Source organism: Microcoleus sp. AR_TQ3_B6 (assembly GCF_036702785.1).
Taxonomy (GTDB): domain Bacteria; phylum Cyanobacteriota; class Cyanobacteriia; order Cyanobacteriales; family Microcoleaceae; genus Microcoleus.
In genome coordinates, this window is the sequence record NZ_JAUBVJ010000019.1 from 16851 (window position 1) to 35284 (window position 18434).

General features: G+C 45.5%; 23 protein-coding genes. 16 read left to right on the top strand and 7 right to left on the bottom strand.

The genetic code is table 11. The annotated features are described in order from the left end of the window. Positions 1-53: 53 nt before the first annotated feature. Together QUB56_RS11930 and QUB56_RS11935 are read right to left on the bottom strand one after the other, a co-directional pair. Positions 54-458, bottom strand: a complete 405-nt coding sequence (locus tag QUB56_RS11930) for a hypothetical protein (protein ID WP_332955365.1) — start codon at positions 456-458, stop codon at positions 54-56. Between the two features lie 11 nt (positions 459-469). Next, on the bottom strand, positions 470-1444 hold the full coding sequence (locus tag QUB56_RS11935; protein ID WP_332955366.1) for a hypothetical protein: 975 nt from the start codon (positions 1442-1444) through the stop codon (positions 470-472). Between the two features lie 164 nt (positions 1445-1608). Here QUB56_RS11935 and QUB56_RS11940 point away from each other — a divergent pair, with 164 nt between their 5' ends. The 7 genes from QUB56_RS11940 (at position 1609) to QUB56_RS11970 (ending at position 6391) form a co-directional block, all read left to right on the top strand. After that, positions 1609-1800, top strand: a complete 192-nt coding sequence (locus QUB56_RS11940; protein ID WP_332955367.1) for a hypothetical protein — start codon at positions 1609-1611, stop codon at positions 1798-1800. Between the two features lie 29 nt (positions 1801-1829). Next, positions 1830-2132 (top strand): hypothetical protein, encoded by a 303-nt coding sequence (locus QUB56_RS11945; protein WP_332955369.1) that lies wholly within the window; start codon positions 1830-1832, stop codon positions 2130-2132. Positions 2133-2300: 168 nt separating this feature from the next. Then, positions 2301-2678 carry a hypothetical protein gene (locus QUB56_RS11950; protein WP_332955370.1) on the top strand — a complete coding sequence of 126 codons (378 nt, stop codon included), beginning with the start codon at positions 2301-2303 and terminating at the stop codon, positions 2676-2678. A gap of 3 nt (positions 2679-2681) precedes the next feature. Next, a complete protein-coding gene (locus QUB56_RS11955; protein ID WP_332955371.1) occupies positions 2682-3095 on the top strand; it encodes an HNH endonuclease signature motif containing protein in 414 nt (137 codons plus the stop codon). A gap of 48 nt (positions 3096-3143) precedes the next feature. Next, positions 3144-3275 carry a hypothetical protein gene (locus QUB56_RS11960; RefSeq protein ID WP_332955372.1) on the top strand — a complete coding sequence of 44 codons (132 nt, stop codon included), beginning with the start codon at positions 3144-3146 and terminating at the stop codon, positions 3273-3275. Between the two features lie 645 nt (positions 3276-3920). After that, the gene (locus tag QUB56_RS11965) at positions 3921-4859 is read left to right on the top strand and encodes a UDP-glucuronic acid decarboxylase family protein (RefSeq protein ID WP_332955373.1); all 939 of its coding nucleotides are present in this window, start codon (positions 3921-3923) and stop codon (positions 4857-4859) included. 143 nt (positions 4860-5002) lie between these two features. Then, complete coding sequence (locus QUB56_RS11970) at positions 5003-6391, top strand: UDP-glucose/GDP-mannose dehydrogenase family protein (protein ID WP_332955375.1); 1389 nt, start codon at positions 5003-5005, stop codon at positions 6389-6391. A gap of 592 nt (positions 6392-6983) precedes the next feature. On the opposite strand, the gene QUB56_RS11975 is transcribed toward QUB56_RS11970, so the two are convergent. Continuing rightward, a complete protein-coding gene (locus QUB56_RS11975) occupies positions 6984-7454 on the bottom strand; it encodes a hypothetical protein (RefSeq protein ID WP_332955376.1) in 471 nt (156 codons plus the stop codon). A 296-nt stretch (positions 7455-7750) separates the two neighbouring features. Between QUB56_RS11975 and QUB56_RS11980 the strand changes: the two genes are divergently transcribed. The 6 genes from QUB56_RS11980 (at position 7751) to ppk1 (ending at position 12438) form a co-directional block, all read left to right on the top strand. Next, positions 7751-7969, top strand: coding sequence for a helix-turn-helix transcriptional regulator (locus QUB56_RS11980; protein WP_332955377.1), 219 nt, complete (start codon positions 7751-7753; stop codon positions 7967-7969). 46 nt (positions 7970-8015) lie between these two features. Then, positions 8016-8258: a hypothetical protein gene (locus QUB56_RS11985; RefSeq protein WP_332955378.1), complete on the top strand. Its 243-nt coding sequence runs from the start codon at positions 8016-8018 to the stop codon at positions 8256-8258. Then, complete coding sequence (locus QUB56_RS11990; RefSeq protein WP_332955380.1) at positions 8252-8593, top strand: hypothetical protein; 342 nt, start codon at positions 8252-8254, stop codon at positions 8591-8593. Before QUB56_RS11985 ends, QUB56_RS11990 begins: the two co-directional genes overlap by 7 nt. Before the next feature lie 222 nt (positions 8594-8815). Beyond that, a complete protein-coding gene (locus QUB56_RS11995; RefSeq protein WP_332955381.1) occupies positions 8816-8992 on the top strand; it encodes a hypothetical protein in 177 nt (58 codons plus the stop codon). A 285-nt stretch (positions 8993-9277) separates the two neighbouring features. Beyond that, a complete protein-coding gene (locus QUB56_RS12000) occupies positions 9278-10105 on the top strand; it encodes a HEAT repeat domain-containing protein (protein ID WP_332955382.1) in 828 nt (275 codons plus the stop codon). A gap of 149 nt (positions 10106-10254) precedes the next feature. After that, positions 10255-12438, top strand: coding sequence for a polyphosphate kinase 1 (gene ppk1, locus QUB56_RS12005; protein ID WP_332955383.1), 2184 nt, complete (start codon positions 10255-10257; stop codon positions 12436-12438). A 297-nt stretch (positions 12439-12735) separates the two neighbouring features. On the opposite strand, the gene QUB56_RS12010 is transcribed toward ppk1, so the two are convergent. After that, entirely contained in the window at positions 12736-12906 is a 171-nt protein-coding gene (locus QUB56_RS12010; RefSeq protein ID WP_194061315.1) for a hypothetical protein, read from the bottom strand. A 203-nt stretch (positions 12907-13109) separates the two neighbouring features. Next, positions 13110-13370 carry a hypothetical protein gene (locus QUB56_RS12015; protein ID WP_332955384.1) on the bottom strand — a complete coding sequence of 87 codons (261 nt, stop codon included), beginning with the start codon at positions 13368-13370 and terminating at the stop codon, positions 13110-13112. Positions 13371-13689: 319 nt separating this feature from the next. Here QUB56_RS12015 and QUB56_RS12020 point away from each other — a divergent pair, with 319 nt between their 5' ends. From QUB56_RS12020 to QUB56_RS12030, 3 genes are all read left to right on the top strand, one after another. Further along, positions 13690-14241: a DUF2854 domain-containing protein gene (locus QUB56_RS12020; protein WP_332955385.1), complete on the top strand. Its 552-nt coding sequence runs from the start codon at positions 13690-13692 to the stop codon at positions 14239-14241. Positions 14242-14517: 276 nt separating this feature from the next. Further along, positions 14518-15522, top strand: a complete 1005-nt coding sequence (locus tag QUB56_RS12025; RefSeq protein WP_332955386.1) for an FAD-dependent monooxygenase — start codon at positions 14518-14520, stop codon at positions 15520-15522. Positions 15523-15660: 138 nt separating this feature from the next. Beyond that, entirely contained in the window at positions 15661-16152 is a 492-nt protein-coding gene (locus tag QUB56_RS12030) for a DUF3598 family protein (RefSeq protein ID WP_332955388.1), read from the top strand. 83 nt (positions 16153-16235) lie between these two features. On the opposite strand, the gene QUB56_RS12035 is transcribed toward QUB56_RS12030, so the two are convergent. Together QUB56_RS12035 and exaC are read right to left on the bottom strand one after the other, a co-directional pair. Continuing rightward, the gene (locus QUB56_RS12035; protein ID WP_332955390.1) at positions 16236-16634 is read right to left on the bottom strand and encodes a DUF779 domain-containing protein; all 399 of its coding nucleotides are present in this window, start codon (positions 16632-16634) and stop codon (positions 16236-16238) included. Between the two features lie 133 nt (positions 16635-16767). Then, positions 16768-18288: an acetaldehyde dehydrogenase ExaC gene (exaC, locus tag QUB56_RS12040; protein ID WP_332955393.1), complete on the bottom strand. Its 1521-nt coding sequence runs from the start codon at positions 18286-18288 to the stop codon at positions 16768-16770. Positions 18289-18434 lie beyond the last annotated feature (146 nt).

Genomic DNA, 18434 nt, shown 5'->3' on the forward strand with positions numbered 1-18434 from the left:
CTTTTCAATTTAAAGGGATAGGTGAAGGGGCAACCCACACTCATAAAGGTGAATCAAAACACCCATTCATGGTCTGGATCATTAAGTGCAGCTTTTACTGATGCTAAGTTTGCAAGGTCTTGGAAAGGACTCGACTTAGCTATTTCTGTAATTGAATGTAAAGCTAATGCTAACTGTTCATTATTGCCAGTAGCTATTGCCGAATCCACTACGCTAAAAAGATCGCGAAAATTTTCTGCACGCTCATCAAATGAGCGATCGAGGTACTCCATCATCCAATCGCTCTGGGCTTTAATCTGAGCGATGGTTGTTTTCTCCCATGCATCAATTTCACGCCGTTTAGTCTGCTCCTGCTCTGCCACCATCTTGTACTCAGTGTAAGCTGAGACAAGTTCCTGTAAGCATTCAGCAGGACTGGTGATTTTTGAGAGGCCTCGCGAAACTTCTTTTGCTATCATGTCAACTTGCCTCAAATAGTACCGTATTTAGCTTGGATTTTAGCAGTCGCAGGGTTGAGGTTTCCTTCGCTATCTAAGACAGGGGTCTTCATAATTTCTGCAAGCGATTTTACCAGAAGCGCTACCTGTTGCAACTTACGCACATCTGCATTTTGATTTCGCTCGAATGCCTGGGATTCAAGTTCGTTAAGTCCGAGAACAGCACGAGAGTTCAAGTTATTCACCACATAGTTAAGTTCATCAATCCGTCGCTGGACTCTTTCCAAAAAGTCTTTAGCAGCATCAATTTTAGCGATTTCTGTATAGACCTTGGCTTCATATTCTCGTGCTTTTGTCAAAGCTTTTTCACCTTCACCAGCAAGCATGAAGCCACCAATTGCTAAGGCTGGATCAACCATAATACCTCCAAGTACAACTGTACCAACTGCCATGCCACCGCCACCAGCAGCCAGAGAACCACCTCCCAGCCATGCAAGAGTCGCATTCCAAGCTGCTGCACCGCTGAGCCCAGCGATCGCAGTGCCGGTACTTGCTGTCCCAAACAGTCCGATCAAGCCAACTGCACCTTGACCTGCCGCTACTGCTGCCCCAGCAGCTTTAAAACCACCTTTGACAAATTGTTCTGCTTCTAAAGCCGCAGCTTTGTACTCATTAATCTGCTGAATAGAAATGCCTTCTAATCCCTCCAAAAACTGCTTGTCGCTTAGAGAACCACGCTGACCAATACGCTCAATAAATTTGACAAATCGCCCAATTGTACGAATTTTGATATTTAGTTGCAGTTGACCGTACTCTTCTGCAAGATTTTGAGTGCATTCCCATTCGTTTTTCAAACGATTGCAAGCACGTTCATGCTGTTCTTGAGCGCTCTTGCCCATGTTCTTTGCATCGTTCATGTCGGAAACACCTGCAATACCAGCTCCAATACCAAGAGCGGAAGCAGCTATAGCAGCAGCACCCAAAATAATCGGGATTATAAAAATCATAAAATTGTCCTCAAAACTAATGATTCAGCAATGCTCAATGAGTCTAGTTATTAGCTACTTCAAGCTAGCTCTCTCGTCATTTTGACTCATTGCACGTAGATCGGGATATTCTACTTATAATAATCTAACTAACCATAGCTTTTATCTTACACTCATCAGTAATTATGTTAGACTTATATCAGGAATTTTCACCCCACTCCGCTATGCCGCCAGCCGACGAGCAATTTACCGAAGCCGCAAACCACTGGGACTTAGAAAACCTCTACGCAGACCTGGCCTCAGCCAAGGGAAAACGCCTCACCCCGAAAAGCTTCACCTGCGGGGGCTTCTGTGCGGTCATAGTCCCGGAGAAATAGCGGAAAAACGCCAAAAGAACCCCAAGGGAGTGGAAACTGACCTATGCGCTACCTTATATAAGTACGTCAAAAGTCTGGTGGGTAAAGGCGTTGAAAAAATAGAAAATTGGAGAAATATTGCTGAATGGCTTGAGGATGCTGGATATAAAACTAAGCCACCTACTAAATTCCCTATTCAAGACGGTGTATCTGAAAATAGTAAAGTTAATGTAACTAATATAACTTTTGAGAACAATCAAATAAAAATTGGTGTATACCTACAAATAACTGTACCGCTACCTTCAGAACTCTCAATACAAAATCTCGACATCAACGATAACAACGGTAACTAAAATTTTGCCACTATTCAACAGATTGGTAGCGTGAAGCGACTAAAATCAGGAATCGCGATCGCACCTTTACCCGATCGCGCGGGGCGATCGCACACTGCATTTCTCACAAAAGGGCGATCGCACTTCTATTGTGCTAGGATTCAATGAGAGCGTCAGTCACTAAAAAACATGGCAACAATTACCCTTCAAATTCCCGACGAACTGGCTCAACGTCTAGAACCTCTGCAAAATCGCTTGCCAGAATTGCTTTGGCAACTTCTAGAACTAACTAAAAAGCCCACAACTATCGAGCAGGAAATCACTACTCCTAGTGGGGATATTCCTACAGTTTATCAAGAAGTCCTTGACTTTTTGATAAAGAGTCCAATTCCACAAGACATTGTTAATTTTAAGGTTTCACAACAGGCTCAGACACGCCTCCAAACTTTGCTTGACAAAAACCGCGAATCGACCATAACTCCAATAGAAATAGCAGAATTAGATGTTTACGAACAGCTAGAACATCTGATGATTTTACTAAAAGCAAGAGCCTATTCAGCGATTTGATAAATGACTTCTAGTTTAATTCCTGCTGAACTCCGCAGATTAGTTATTGAAAGAGCTTCAGGACACTGTGAATATTGCCTGATTCATCAAGATGTTTCAATCTACAGCCATGAAGTAGACCATATCATTGCCTTAAAACATGGGGGTAAAACTCGTGCTGATAATCTCGCTCTTTCTTGTTTATCTTGTAACCGCTATAAAGGTTCCGATCTAGCTACTATAGACCCAATTAATGACGAAATTGTCCCTTTGTTTAATCCACGCCGTCAGGTATGGGACGAACATTTTCTTCTTAATGGTGCCAGAATAGAAGGCATCACTCAGATTGGTCAAGCTACTTCAAGATTACTCAAACTCAATGCTCCAAATCGCATACTTGAGCGTCAAGTTTTGATTAATCAACGACGGTATCCTTAAACATTGAATTTGAGTTATAAAATTTTGAGTAAAAGTTGAACTACAATTATGCCAAATATTTACATTATTGGCGGTTATAACGGTTCAGGTAAAACTACAGTTTCTCTGAGATTATTACCCGATTTTTTAGAATGTTTTGAATATGTAAATGCAGATGCGATCGCGGCCGGAATGTCCTAACTCACTGCCGAGTCAGTTGCATATCCTCGCAGGACGCTTAATGATACACAGACTGCGAATTTTATCATACTCTGCCACCTATTCCGCCTCCCTTGACAACTTTAGCCGATCGCAACTTTGCTCGATTCTTGAGAAACTGTAAAACTCAAGGCTACACAATCAACCTGATTTACTTCTGGCTGCAATCTCCCAAAATCGCAATTGAACGGGTGCAACGCAGGGTTGAAAGTAGCGGACATTCTCGTGGCGAAATCGACATAACTTCTCTCATATTGCTTTTGAAATAAATCGACCCTTGTTTTTTCCAACCAGCCCGTCAAGCGCAGATATTCCGTAGGGCATCGCCCAACCTCACACCGAAGTCATCAAGTAACCACAAACCACAAACCAATAACTGAACTCTTGTCAACAGTATTTTTTCGGAAATATTGAAGCTTAAATAAAAATTGCTAGCTGATATTTGCGAATTATAGCACTTTGTTCAAAGTCTGGGCAAATGCTAAGTAAATTAAAGATTTTATGAAGTTGAGGTATAAGTCTTTACATTGTCGATCGCAATTTTGTTATTCTATAGAGTAAGTTTCATGCGAGCGACTGAATTTTTCTACCCCAGTCCTACCCCTAAACAGAACGGCAGTTTCCACAATGAGAATTTTAGTCACAGGCGGTGCAGGTTTCCTCGGTTCCCACCTAATCGATCGCTTAATGGCCCAAGGACATGAGGTAGTCTGCCTCGATAATTTTTACACCGGGACTAAACGCAATATCCTCAAATGGCTGGACAACCCGTATTTTGAGCTGATCCGCCACGACATCACGGAACCGATTCGGTTAGAGGTAGATCAGATTTACCATCTGGCTTGTCCCGCTTCCCCCATACACTATCAGTACAACCCTGTCAAGACAATTAAAACAAACGTCATCGGCACGATGAATATGCTGGGGCTGGCTAAACGGGTGAAAGCAAGATTCTTTCTGGCTTCCACTTCCGAAGTGTACGGAGATCCTGACGTACATCCACAAACAGAAGATTATCGTGGCAACGTTAATTGTATCGGCATAAGATCGTGTTACGACGAAGGGAAGCGAGTAGCTGAAACCTTATCATTTGATTACCACCGTCAAAATGGGGTAGACATTCGAGTTGTGCGAATCTTCAATACCTACGGTCCCCGGATGTTGGAAAATGACGGCAGAGTAGTGAGCAATTTTATTGCTCAAGCTTTGCGAAACGAACCGCTGACTGTATACGGCGACGGTTCCCAAACACGGAGTTTTTGCTACGTTTCTGATTTGGTGGAAGGATTTATTCGCTTGATGAATAGCGACCAAATCGGGCCGATGAATTTGGGTAATCCCGGCGAATACACTATCTTGGAATTGGCACAGAAAATTCAAAACATGATTAATCCAGAGGCAGAAATTATCTTTAAACCGCTGCCGCAAGACGATCCGAAACAGCGACAACCGGATATTACTCGTGCTAAAACTTGGTTGGGGTGGGAGCCAACTGTGCCGCTGGATAAAGGTTTAGAGTTGACTGTAAAGGATTTTCGCGATCGCATCGAGGGAAACCAAAAGTAGAGACCCATAAAGGAGGAGACTGGGAGAGGGGGAGACTGGAAGAGTGGGGGAGGGGAAAAATCTTCCGAATTCCCAATTTTCGATTCCCAATTCCCAATTCCCAATTCCCATCTGATTGATTTACCAACTTTGAGGACATTTGTATGCATGTTTGCGTCATCGGTACAGGATACGTTGGTTTAGTCACCGGCACTTGCTTAGCCCACATCGGCCACCACGTCATTTGCGTAGACAACAACGAAGAAAAAGTGAAATTAATGAAGTCGGGACACTCACCTATTTTTGAACCCGGACTGTCTGAATTAATGTCTTCTGCATCTGAATCTGGCAATCTAGAGTTTACTTCGGATTTAGCAGCAGGAGTGGCTCACGGGGACATTTTATTCATTGCCGTGGGGACGCCTCCTTTGCCTACTGGGGAAAGCGATACTCGCTACGTGGAAGCCGTTGCTCGGGGAATTGGAGCTCACCTCGAGGGCGATTACAAAGTAATCGTAAACAAATCGACAGTACCCATCGGTTCGGGGGATTGGGTGCGAAGAATTGTACTAGACGGTTTAGCAGAACGTCAAAAACCTCACAGCGGTGACGAGGTTACTGGTGAGGAAGTAGCAGCAAAAACTGGTGTGGAATTTGATGTGGTTAGCAACCCGGAGTTTTTGCGGGAGGGTTCTGCTGTTTACGATACTTTTAATCCCGATCGCATTGTTCTCGGCAGCAATTCTCAGCGGGCTATGGATATGATGCTACAGTTATACAAGCCGATTGTCGATCGCAAATTTGCAGAAGATCCGTCTTTGCCTGTAGTGCCTGTGGTGATGACTGATATCAGTTCAGCGGAGATGATTAAGTACGCAGCTAATGCTTTTTTGGCTACGAAGATTAGCTTTATTAATGAAGTGGCTAATATTTGCGATCGCGTCGGTGCAGATGTTAGTCAAGTAGCCCGAGGTATCGGTTTAGATTCGCGGATTGGCAACAAGTTCCTGCAAGCTGGCATAGGTTGGGGCGGTTCTTGTTTCCCCAAAGATGTCTCGGCTTTAGTTCACACTGCTGACGATTACGGCTACGAGGCACATTTGCTGAAAGCGGCGGTGGAAGTTAACCAACGCCAGCGGTTGATTGCTATTGAAAAATTGCAGCAAGTTTTGAAGATTCTCAAAGGTAAAACTGTCGGACTTTTGGGTTTGACTTTCAAGCCGGATACTGACGATTTGCGGGATGCCCCGGCTCTGAATTTAATCGATAGTTTGAATCGCTTGGGAGCGAAAGTTAAAGCTTACGATCCGATTGTTTCTCAAACTGGGATGCGTCACGGTTTGTCGGGAGTTTTGGTAGAAACTGACCCGGAAAGACTGGCTGATGGTTGCGATGCTTTGGTGTTGGTGACTGACTGGGAACAGTTTAGCAATTTAGATTACCAGAAAATGGCGAAGTTGATGAACCATCCGGTGATGATTGACGGCCGTAATTTCTTAGACAAGAAGGTTTTAGAAGCCGCTGGTTTCCAATATGTGGGGATTGGAAGGTAAAGAAGAGTTTTGAGCAGATTCTCTATCCCGTAGGGTGCGCGGCGGGTGCGCACCTTACCAAAAACTTGGGTAAAAGCCCCGTGCTTCTAGGACGGCTTTAATTTAAAAATGCTTGCTCAACTTGCCGAGTCTTATCCTTCTCTATGGTATGGTGCAGTAATGATACAGGTAGAATACCCGCCGATACACATGGTGAAAATCCTTTCGACAGGTCCCAAAACAACAATATCTACGCTCGTGGCGAAAACCAGGAATTAAAAAAGCTAGGCAATCTAATAGATGCCAAAAACCAGAAACCTTAAATCTTAGCCGATTTCGTACCCTAGGCATAGGGAAACGCAACGCTTGGGGAGATATCGCCCTCTGGGATTGTTTAAATTAGGCTCGATGCTTGGTTCAATTGAACGGGTATCTGGTTTAAGTATTGCCGCCAGGATAGACAATTTTAAGGCAGGTTGCTGAACCAAGAATCCCCGCACCTTGATAGTCGGGGAGTGTCAAAAACTAGAATCTCTATCCCGTAGGGTGCACCGCGCGTGCACCTTACATTTGCTGGCGACTAACAATGGCGGGTCGGTCCGCCACGCCTGCTTTAAAAATTTTCCATCAAGGTTTTTTCTTGAGCGTAAACATCTCGTAGCTGTTGCAGCGCTGAGGCAGAAATTACCGATTTAACTGTAGCGACTAATTTACCCCACTCAAGCAAGCGGTCAACTGACACAGCCGCTTTGAAGTTGTACGTATAGAATTTAGTCCAAAATTCAGGTGCTTGTGTGCGTTTCCAGCGTTTGTACCATCCCACAAAATCTTGAGAACAGGGCCGTTTTACTTCTAAGATTGGGGGGAAATCGGCGTAGCTGACAAATCGACTGAGGCCTTTGGCGTGTACGTACACCATGTTGTGACAGCATTCGATCCGGTAAATTTGGTGGGGTGAGATGTTGAACAGCAATGCCACTGTTTCTTCTGTGACAAATCTCGATCGCGGATTGACTCTAGACGATTTGTGAATAATTTTTGATTCGCCGATCGCTGACGATCTTAACTGATTCTCTGATATCATTGTAGTTGAATCTGGTGGTGGTAGGTACATCTATCTGCTAGGTGCGATCGACAGAAATTATCGGTCGGGATTAATTATAACTGGCGATCGTCTTTAGTTTCGTTGACTCCGCCGCAAAACGGAGACAAGCCCCGACTTCTGCCATGAGAGGCGCAAAATTTTAGACCAACGTTCAAGCTCCCAAATACATCTTTAGAGTCAATCTAAAATCTCAAATCTCAAATCTCAAATCGCATGACCGGGGCGATCGCTTTTTGATATATTATACTAAATCCAAAATTTTGTAAATAGTGAATATGAGCAAAGGCTTAGTCAGATTGCGGGTTCGAGAGTTGGCGGCCCAGAAGGGATGGACGCTCAAGGAGGTTGCGGAGCGATCGGGCGTGGGCTACAGTACGATTAGCAATTATGCCCGTTCTCAGGGGATGGCAATGGTTGACTTTGCAGCAGTGCACAAGTTGGCTCGCACTTTTGATGTGATGATTGAGGATTTCGTAGTAATCCTAGAAAAATAGTTGAACGTCTTGCCTAAATTCAATGTTGTAGCGATCGACTTTTGATGTGACGATCGAGGATTTGGTGGACATTATAGCAGTTTTAAATCGGATAAACAACCGTCCCAATATTTGGAGAAGGCAGTGCCGTTTTCCTACCCGATATTTGGAGAAGGCAGTGCCGTTTCCCTACCCGATATCTGTTGAAAACCGCTATATTGAAGAATCGCCCTCCGCCAACCAAACTCGATCGCCTATCATTAAAGTAACTCCCTTGCAGCCTGAAATTAGGAGAACCGTCAAATGCTAGATGCTGGGCTATTGGGATATCTTCTCAAGGTCGCTTTCGATGGAATAGTGGGTACTCAAGCCAATGAAGCAGTCAAGCACCTGTGTGTGAAGCGGATAAAAAGATTCTCACAAAACGGTAAAATTGTCAATTACGATTTAGAAAAAGCGCTGAAACGTTCTTTGCTGAAAGCTCAGCAACAAATCGCCTCAGAATGTTATGAAGAATTGGTTGAGCCGTCTCGCAGGGCTTCTAAAGCACTCCTGATTTACTTGCCTCAAGACCGTCCTTATTTAGAATGGCTAAAGAAGAAGATTAAGCAGTTAAAATCAGAATTAAAGCAGGTTAACAAATAAACCGCGCCTTTAGGTCTTCCCCGAGAAAGTTTAGATGAGATATAATTGCTGCTAAGTTGCCGCCACAAGTTAAGCCAAAATCGATTGCAAGAAGTTGAAAATAAACTGCTAGAAGTTGCCCTCAAAGATTGTGATGTCACACTTTATAAAGCTAAATTAACCTAAATTTTTTTTAGCAAAGTATCTGCATACTTTGCCGAGGAAATCAAGGACAATGAAAAGGTGTTCCAGATTTTTACAGCGCAAAGTTTAACGCGGAATGATACCCAAACCGCCGACACTCACGCTTTGATGGAACAGCTAAAGGCTTTGCTTGAGGAGATAGTTGAAAAGATCCGCATTGCTTACCGACCGATTGACTGGCAAACTATTTGCCAGCAGATTTTAGAGGAGAAATAACAGCAGCGGCTTAGTAGCAATCAGCTAACTTTTGGCAACCATCAAATAGATGATGTTTATGTGCCGCTGAGATTGGTGGAACGGCAGAAAGTGACTCAGCGATGCGAGGATGTTGCGGCTGAGGAAGGTTCGGATTTGTACCGGGAAAAAGAAGTTGCTCAAAAATTTTAACACACGAGTTTATTGAACAAGTTATCCAGCAAGGAATTACCTCGAAAAGCAATGACAAACGGTTAGGAATTATTTGGGAAGCGGGGGCGGGGAAAAATAGACCAAAATAACCCAGTGGCGATCGCATATTTAGTCGAGTTAATCGGCAATTCAGGTGATGAAGATACCCGGAGAAAAGCGGCAGATAGCTTAGGGGCAATAGACAAAGATAACCCAGTTGCGTTCTCGGCTTTAGTCGAGTCTATCGGTACTTCTCAGGAGAACAATAACCGGAGGCAAGCGGCAGAAAACTTAGAGAAAATATGCCAAGATAACCGAGTTGCGGTCGTCGCAGTCTCAGGTTTGAAAGATTGCCTAACTTCCGAAATCTATGAAAACGATTTTATTCGCTATGAAATCTGCTACCAAGTCATCTGGGACTGGGCCCAAAATATGACTTATCCAGACTTTGATCGAGCATGGCACACTCAACCCACCAATTCCCCAATACCCAACAACCACCCACAAAATACAGATATCCCCACACTCCTCAAACAACTCCAACCCACAGATAAAACCTTCCCCGTTCCCCTCAACATTCGCGCCCTAGAAAGCGAAACCGATACAAGCGCCATTGCCCAAGAACTCTGTACCCAACTATATCAAGCAATCTTCCCCGCAGATGCAGACATTCCCGCAATTCGCAACGCCCCCGAATTCAAGCGATTAATTCCGCAACTCAAAAATCGGCTGCACAAACAGCACATCGCCTTAATTTTGCACTTTTGTCCCTGCTGCGATGCGCTTTCATCTTTCACCCACAAACTCGCCGACACTCAAATGGGAATTCATATCGCCTGGATTACCGATACACCGCTGGAATTGCCCTTAACAGGTTTTCCGGTGGAGCGAGAGGATTTGTTGGATGCGGTACAGAATTGGCTTGGGGGGATTGGTTCGTGAGATTGGGGCCGGACACGGCAGTGCCGTTTCCCTACGGATATATTACAAAAACGTGCGATCGACCAAAAGCAGATGCGAACCAATCCTTTAACCTACAATACTATTTCTAGAGATGCCATCACCGAGCCTCCCAAAGACTCCCTCAAACCATGCCCAAGCCAAAAAAGACCCCCCCCAAAACCTACACTGAAATCAACCTCAGCGACCCCCAATACTACTTCAACCGAGAACAAAGCTGGCTAGAATTCAACAACCGCGTGCTCCACGAAGCCCTCGACCCCCGCACGCCCCTCCTCGAAAGACTCAAATTTCTCGCTATTTTTAGCTCCAACCTAGACGAATATTTCATGGTGCGCGTCGCCGCCCTCAAACAGCAAGTACAAGCAAAAGTCAGCAAATTGACTTCCGACGGCCGCACTCCCCAAGAACAGCTAGATGCCATTAACAAGCGGCTTTTGCCGATGGTTACTCAGCAGCACTCATATTTTGAGCAAACCCTGCGGCCGAAACTAGCAGCAAGCGAAATCTACATTCTCGACTACATTGACCTCAATCAAGAACAGCGCAATTACTTGCACCGCTACTTCAAAGAACAAGTATTTCCCGTACTCACTCCCCTAGCAGTTGACCCCAGCCACCCATTCCCCTACCTTTCCAATCTCAGCCTCAATTTAGCAGTAGTAGTCAGAGACCCCGACACGCGGGAAGAATTATTTGCCCGCGTCAAAGTCCCGCAGGTTTTGCCGAGGTTTTTGCCCCTACCGGGGGATTTGCAGTGGCAGCAGAGGGGCAAATCTCCAGTTTGGACCGGCGTGCCCCTAGAACAGGTGATTGCCCACAACTTAGAAGCTTTGTTTCCGGGGATGGACGTTGAAGAATATCACCCCTTCCGCATTACTCGCAATTCCGATTTGACCGTGGAGGAAGATGAGGCAGAGGATTTGCTGCTGGCAATAGAACAGGAACTCCGCAAGCGCCGGTTTGGAGGTTCTGCAGTGCGGATGGAAATTCAAGCGAGTATGCCGCCTGCGCTGCGAGATATGCTGATGGATGAGTTGGAACTCGGCGAGCAAGATGTTTACGTCGTAGAGGGGCTGCTAGGCCTCAAGGATTTGATGTCTTTTGTGGGGCTGCCAGTGCCGGAACTGAAAGACCCGCCTTGGACTCCGGTTGTGCCGCCGCGCTTGCGGAACTTGGAATCGGCAAGGATTTTAGAGAAATCGATGTTGGATGCTGAGGAGGGTCAGGATATTTTCACCGCCATCCGCCAGGGGGATTTGATGCTGCACCATCCCTATCACTCGTTTGCGGCGACGGTGCAGCGGTTTATTACTGAGGCGGCGCACGATCGCTCCGTGTTAGCGATTAAGATGACTTTATACCGCACTTCTGGAGATTCGCCGATCGTCAGCGCCTTAATTCAAGCAGCGGAAAACGGCAAGCAGGTAGCCGTTTTAGTAGAGCTCAAAGCTAGGTTTGACGAAGAAAATAATATTAATTGGGCTCGCAAGTTAGAACAAGCTGGAGTCCACGTAGTTTACGGTTTGGTGGGACTCAAAACCCACACCAAGATTGTCATGGTAGTGCGTCGCGAGGAGGGGTACATCCGCCGCTATGTCCACATCGGCACCGGCAATTACAATCCCAAAACAGCCGGACTGTATACAGATGTGGGTTTGTTGAGTTGTCGCGAGGATTTGGGATCGGATTTGACGGATTTGTTTAATTATTTGACTGGTTATTCGCGGCAGGTATCTTATCGAAAATTGTTGGTGGCACCGGTCAATATGCGCGATCGATTTTTAGCTTTAATCCGCCGCGAGGTCGAATTCTGCCGCTTGCAAGCCGAAGGCGGCAACGGTAGCTGCGGCCGCATTGTCGCTAAAATGAACGCTTTAGTTGACCCTCAAATTATTGTTGCTTTGTACGAAGCTGCCCAAGCGGGAGTTAAAATTGATTTGATTATCAGGGGAATTTGCTGTTTGCGTCCCGGCGTTGAAGGTGTTAGCGAAAATATCAGAGTTATCAGTATTATCGGCCGCTTTTTAGAGCATTCTCGGATGTTTTATTTTTTCAACGGTGGCGACGAAGAGGTATATATTGGTTCTGCTGACTGGATGCAGCGCAATCTCACAAGACGGGTTGAGGCCATAGTTCAGGTGGAAGACCCGACAATTGCCAAGGAATTGCAAGAAATTTTGGGGGTAATGCTGGCTGACAACCGCCAAGCTTGGGATTTGCAGCCGTCCGGACACTACTCTCAGCGGCGGCCGCCTGCTAATTGCCCGGAAGTGAGCTCTCAGCAAATTTTGATGGATATGGTGATGAATTAGTCATTGGGAATGGGGCATGGGGCATGGGGCATGGGGCATGGGGCATGGGGCATGGGGCATGGGGCATGGGGCATGGGGAATTGGTTATTAGCTATCTGTTATTGGTTATTAGCTAAGCTGTTGTGCATTTAAAATGCGTATTTCAGAGGTTGAAACCCCATACTTGCTTAGAGAGCCTCGAAAATTTAAATGATGAACAGCTTATCTGTTATTGGTTATTAGCTATTAGTCAACAGTCAACAATGCCCAATGCCAATGCCCAATGCCCAATGCCCAATGCCCAATGCCCAATGACTCCTAACTGTTAAAAGTGCGCTTGAATTCTTCTAAGAGATCGTCAATTTCTTCGATCGCCTGACTCACATCTATTCTCAGAGCTCCCAAGTCCGATCGATCTAACAGCCGCACGAGGGATTCCCGCTTGATCTCGATCTCTGCTACGCGCTCTTTGATTGTCTGTGCATCCATTGTTTTTTTGCCTTTGCTAGTATTAACAAAAATATTTGACATTCCCCCCCGAGAACAGACGGGGATTCTTAATTCACCGACATACCTTTCTGGGCAAATCCTTCACTGTTTTTATATTAGAGGTGATGAACGTGCTCAGGGTTTTTTGGTCTGTGTTATAGTTTGATTGTACATCAAAACTTTAGCAAAACTTCAGCCAGATTTCAGCGCAAAAAAGGCGGACGTTTGGTCTCTGCGGGTTTATTTTTCATCATTCCAGCTAAAAATCGCTTCAGGGCTTTCTCCCGGTTTTTCATAAAAGCAGCCCAAAATCCCGGTTGATATTCATCCATTGTCTTGGCTAGGGCCCAGACATCGATCGCTAAGATATTATAAAGCCTTTCATCTTCGCGTTTGAGCGAGTTAATCTGCTCCAGAACCGACTTGCTTGCTCCCGCAGTTTGTTTGTCTTCGTCTTTAATCATGTCCGAAAAATGGTTGAAAGGGCAAGAGTGCCGATCGCGATCGCCACTCTGTATACTTTGATGATACTGCCGATCTCGATTGCCTTCTAGAACCAACGCCGCGCAATTAACACGGATATTTACCCCGAACGCGCCCGGGCGAGTCCGGCTGGATAAGCTTCTGAAGCTATAGACAAGACTGTGGATGCACACCGCGAGCGCGCTCATAGATGCTAGCAGTTTTTGCAGGTCTTTTGGCAAAAAAACTAAATTTATTCAAGACTTTTTGACAGATAATAATTAAAGTATCTTGTTGATTCGAGCTAACTACCTCACTAATATGTTACGTAAAATTTCTTTAGCAAACCTAGCCTTAGTTGTGGGCGGTATTATAGCAGCAGTCGGGTTCGCAGCCTACTTCACAGACAAACCAACCCTCAACCTAGCCGGTTTTTTTTATGGAATTCCCCTGTTGCTGGGAGGTTTGGCGCTGAAAGCGGCCGAACTCGAACCAGTGGACTTTACCGAACCTACCTCTGCTGAAGTTCTCCTCCTTCGAGAAAGTCAGGCTACAGATACTCAAAACCAAGTCCGCAAAGATATCACCCGATTTCGCTACGGTCAACCCGCGCACTTAGATGATGCTTTGGAACGCTTGGGCCTGGCCCCGACAGACGAGGAACGGCCCCTCCTGCAAGGGTTGCGGGAAGTTGATGTTGATGGTGCTTATGGGTTAATTTTAGAGTTTTATTCGCCACTAATCCCGATCGAAGTCTGGGAAGAAAAGCAAGACAAAATAGCTACTTTTTTTGGACCTGGTTTGCGCGCACAAGTGAGTCACAAGGCTGGTGACAAAATTGAATTGGCTCTCATTAAAAATACTCAAGCTTAAAGTAGTCTTAAGTTGGGAGTTCGTGAACTTTGGGCCAATTAATAATTAATCCTGCATCGGCCCAGATACTGATAATAGCTGCAGGTTTCAAGCTGTTGCTATTATCAGCAAAATCTCAATCCGCAATAGAGCGATCGCCCCTATTGGATTTTCCTTAATTACAATAGTGTTTGAGAACCGATCGGCAATCTTAAATCAGGAGAAGCACTAATGCTTTCGTCCCAGAGTAGGATAGGTATTATCGGCGCCGGAGCATCAGGAGTTTAGCTGGCAATTTTGCTGATTCAACAAGGATTTCAAGTTACCTTGTTTGAAAAAGCACCCCATCCGCGCACCGATGGCGGTGGTATCACGATCGTGCAAGCAGGTATGGAAGCGCTGCATCAAGGAAACCCTCAAATTAGCCAGAAAATTATTAACTCAGGCGCTGCGGTTAAATTATTCGAGTTTCGCAACCTCCGCGGCGATGCGATCAATTCTGAACCCGTCACCTATGAGGAAAATGAACTCCCAGGAATGCTGGTACCCCGCAAAGCTATTTTAGAAGCACTCCTGGAGGAGTTACCCCCTTACACTATTAATTTTAATGCTGAATTATTGTCGATCGCCCAAACCGAGCATAGCGCGATCGCGCACTTTAAAGATGGCAGCCACTGGGAAGGAGATCTGTTAATTGGTGCCGATGGAATAGTTTCTAAGGTTCGTCAATTTGTTGTTCCGGGTGTAGAATTGTGTTATTTAGGTGATCTAGTATGGCGAGCAATTGTAACAGATAATAACTTCTGTCCAGAAGGAAACTATTTGCTTTATGTACGCGACCGAGGAATTTATGCCAATTTCGTTAATCTTGGTGCAAATCGTACTCATTGGGGTTTCTTTCTGGAAAAGGATCTGGTCGATTTTGAAGTAGGCACACTACAACCAACTAATATCATTATTCCTCCCCAAGAATTGGCAAAACTCCCAGAGGATGCGCGAAATGTGATTGAGTCAACCCCTTTGGAAAATATTGTCTGTCGTTATTCCTATGACATTGAACCCCTGCCTCAACTATATGATGGCCGTGTTATCTTAATTGGTGACGCGGCTCACGCGCAAAGTTCCACACGCGCTAGAGGTATGACTTCCGGCTGGGAAGACGGCCTGTCTTTAGCGCAACATCTCGTCTCCCGTGGTAGCATTGCAGAAGCATTAGAGAATTTTCACACTGAAAGATTGCCGATTGTCCACGAATATCAGCGCACTAGCCGTGAAATGAGTCTAAAAATAAGTCGCCGCTAGCCAAATTTCAATCATCCTGTAGGGAGGGGTTCGCCAATAACTTTAAAGAGTGCAGACAGGTTAAAAAAAAACGCCCCCACCCACAAAAAAGCCCTTTTAAGTTTGGACAAATTTTTTAGATAAACCGGAGGCTAATTAATGAAGAACGATTTGGGAATTCATGAATATACCGTCAACTCTCTACACCCTCCTGATTTAGAGAAAGTACCGGAAATTTTCACACGTAATCTTGGTACTTGGAAAGGCGAATTTATTAAGACTGATACTCGCGGACATTTTTTTCGCAGCTTTTTGTCTACTGTAAGCCTCTGGATTGAGGGGAGTCACTACCGACAAGTTAACAACTATGAATACTCAGATGGTTCTCGCATTCAGCTAAATTTTCAAGGTGAATTTGAAAATCGGATGCTGAAATTATTTTCTAGCAGTTATCCTGATTTTTCGGCAGTCGCGTGGGATGCGGGTCAGGACATTATCTGCTATCGGTCAACAAAAAGTGAGGATAACGCACTGATTACTTTGGCGGAAACAATCACTTTACTGGCAGACAATCACCGAGTTCGTAGCACTCAAATTTTTAAAGATGGCATTTTTGACAGCATTGCATTTATTGAGGAAATGCGTATATAAGTAAGCCCGCATAAAAAATACCCCGATTGCCGACTTCTTTAAAAAGTCGGCAATCTAACATATCTCGCTTTTTCAAGAACTAATTAATCAGCATTAACAAACAAGCGAGAACGAGTAATAAAACGCTCTCCATCCGGCCCTTCCAGGGAAAAATCGCTGCCTCCAGGTCCCGATGCCACGTCTATAATTAACTGCGTGTGCTGCCAATATTTGTATTGCTGCGCTGCAATATAAAAGGGACAACCGCCTATTTCGCCCAGCAATATGTCACCATCACCGATTATCAATTCGCCATCGGGAAAGCACATGGGGGAACTACCGTCGCAGCAGCCGCCGGATTGGTGAAACATCAATTCTCCGTGTTGACTTTTGAGATGGTTTATTAATTTTAAAGCGGCTTCTGTTGCGGTGACTTTTGCGATCGTTTCCATTTTATAAGTAGGAAGGTGGAAGATGGAAGATGGAAGATGGAAGCTCGACATCTGCGTGAATCCGCGTCAATCCTTTGTCATCTGCGGTTAAAATTATTTTTTTTTGACCGCAGATGAGGGCAGATTAACACAGATTAACGCAGATGGATTAGATCGATTCCAGTTGTACGGGATTTGATGTGACTTAGAAGAAACCTAATGCTTTGGGGCTGTAGCTGATTAACAAATTCTTAGTTTGCTGGTAGTGATCTAACATCATTTTGTGATTTTCGCGGCCGATTCCAGATGATTTGTAGCCGCCGAATGCTGCGTGGGCCGGATAGAGGTGATAGCAGTTTGTCCACACGCGGCCGGCTTGAACGGCGCGGCCTATGCGGTAGGCGGTGTTGATGTCGCGTGTCCAAACTCCTGCACCTAAACCGTAGAGGGTATCGTTGGCAATTTCTAATGCTTCGGCTTCGTCTTTGAAGGTGGTGACTGCTAATACTGGGCCGAAGATTTCTTCTTGGAAAATTCGCATTTTGTTGTTTCCTTTGAAGACTGTTGGCTGGAAATAATACCCCTCTTGCAAGTCGCCTCCTAAGATTTTTCTTTCGCCACCAATCAGGCATTCTGCGCCTTCGGCGTGACCGATTTTGACGTATTCGGTGATTTTTTCCATCTGGTTGATGGAGACTTGCGCGCCGAGGGCGGTTGTCGGATCTAAGGGGTTGTCTTGTTTGATTTGGCGGATGCGATCGATCGCCCTTTCCATGAATCGATCGTAGATTGACTCCTGAATTAAGGCGCGGGAGGGACAGGTGCACACTTCGCCTTGATTGAACGCAAACATGACTAATCCTTCGACTGCTTTGTCGAGGAATTCATCATCTTGGGCGCAGATATCTTCAAAGAAAATGTTGGGGGATTTGCCGCCTAGTTCTAGGGTGACGGGGATGACGTTTTGGGAGGCGTATTGCATGATTAGCCTGCCGGTGGTGGTTTCGCCGGTGAAGGCGACTTTGGCAATCCGGGGACTGGTGGCTAGGGTTTTGCCGATTTCGGCGCCGGGCCCGTTTATGACGTTGATTGTGCCGTCTGGTACTAAGTCGGCGATGATTTCCATCAGTACCAAGATTGAGGCGGGGGTGGGGCCTGCTGGTTTGAGGACGACGCAGTTTCCGGCGGCCAGGGCTGGGGCGAGTTTCCAGGCGGCCATTAATATCGGAAAGTTCCAGGGGATGATTTGTCCGATGACGCCTAGGGGTTCGTGGAAGTGGTAGGCGACGGTGGTTTCGTCGAGTTCGCCTAGAGACCCTTCTTGAGTTCGGATGCAGCTTGCGAAGTAGCGGAAATGGTCGATCGCCAGCGGTATGTCTGCGGCGCGGGTTTCGCGAATTGGTTTACCGTTGTCCCAGGTTTCGGCTATGGCGAGGCGATCGAGGTTTTCTTCGATTCGATCGGCTATTTTGTGTAAAATCCGCGCCCTATCGGCTGGGGAAGTCTTACCCCACTTGTCTTTCGCAGCGTGGGCGGCATCCAGTGCCAATTCTACATCTTCGGCGCTCGATCGGGGGACTTGACAAATTGATTTTCCTGTTATTGGAGAAAGGTTTTCTGAGTATTTCCCTTTCACTGGTGGCACCCACTTGCCGCCGATAAAGTTTTCGTAGCGAGTTTTAAAAATCGACTGACTGCCGGATTGAACTGGTGCTGCTATTACCATTTTCTTACCTAATTAAATTTTATTTTTGCGGACTATCGAAATCTGTTGATTATCAACTATCGTCTATTTTCTGGCACTTGTGTTCTTTAATATACAAAATTTTACATTTTTCAAATATTTGAAATCAAGGTTGTTTTTAGGTTTCG